Genomic DNA, 302 nt, shown 5'->3' with positions numbered 1-302 from the left:
CACCCAAAAAGAGTTGAGCTTAAAAGCACAAATACACATTCAGACCATCCGCAAAATAGAAGGTGGACAAACTTTAAGAGTCAATCAAAAAGCTAAAAGCGGTTTAGCCTCTGCGTTGGGGATACCAGCGGAATATTTGGATGCAGCCGCGAAGAAAGTCCCTCTAGAAACAATAACTACATTCAAGTTTTGCCCAAAATGTTGGACAGCCGGGACTACCCCTGACCCAATGTGGACTGATTTACGGTCGAAATATTGCTTTGCTTGTGGTACAGCCTTACGAAACCGTTGTATTAGTTGTG

Annotated in this window: 1 pseudogene; it reads left to right on the top strand. The window is 43.4% G+C overall.

The features are described from left to right. Positions 1 to 302 (top strand): annotated as a pseudogene (locus PL9214_RS32095) (DNA-binding protein); the annotation flags it as partial.

The sequence above is a fragment of the Planktothrix tepida PCC 9214 genome, from assembly GCF_900009145.1.
In the GTDB taxonomy this organism is placed as follows: domain Bacteria; phylum Cyanobacteriota; class Cyanobacteriia; order Cyanobacteriales; family Microcoleaceae; genus Planktothrix; species Planktothrix tepida.
The sequence above is the reverse complement of the archived record's forward strand: the minus strand, read 5'-3'. Positions and strand labels throughout refer to the sequence as shown.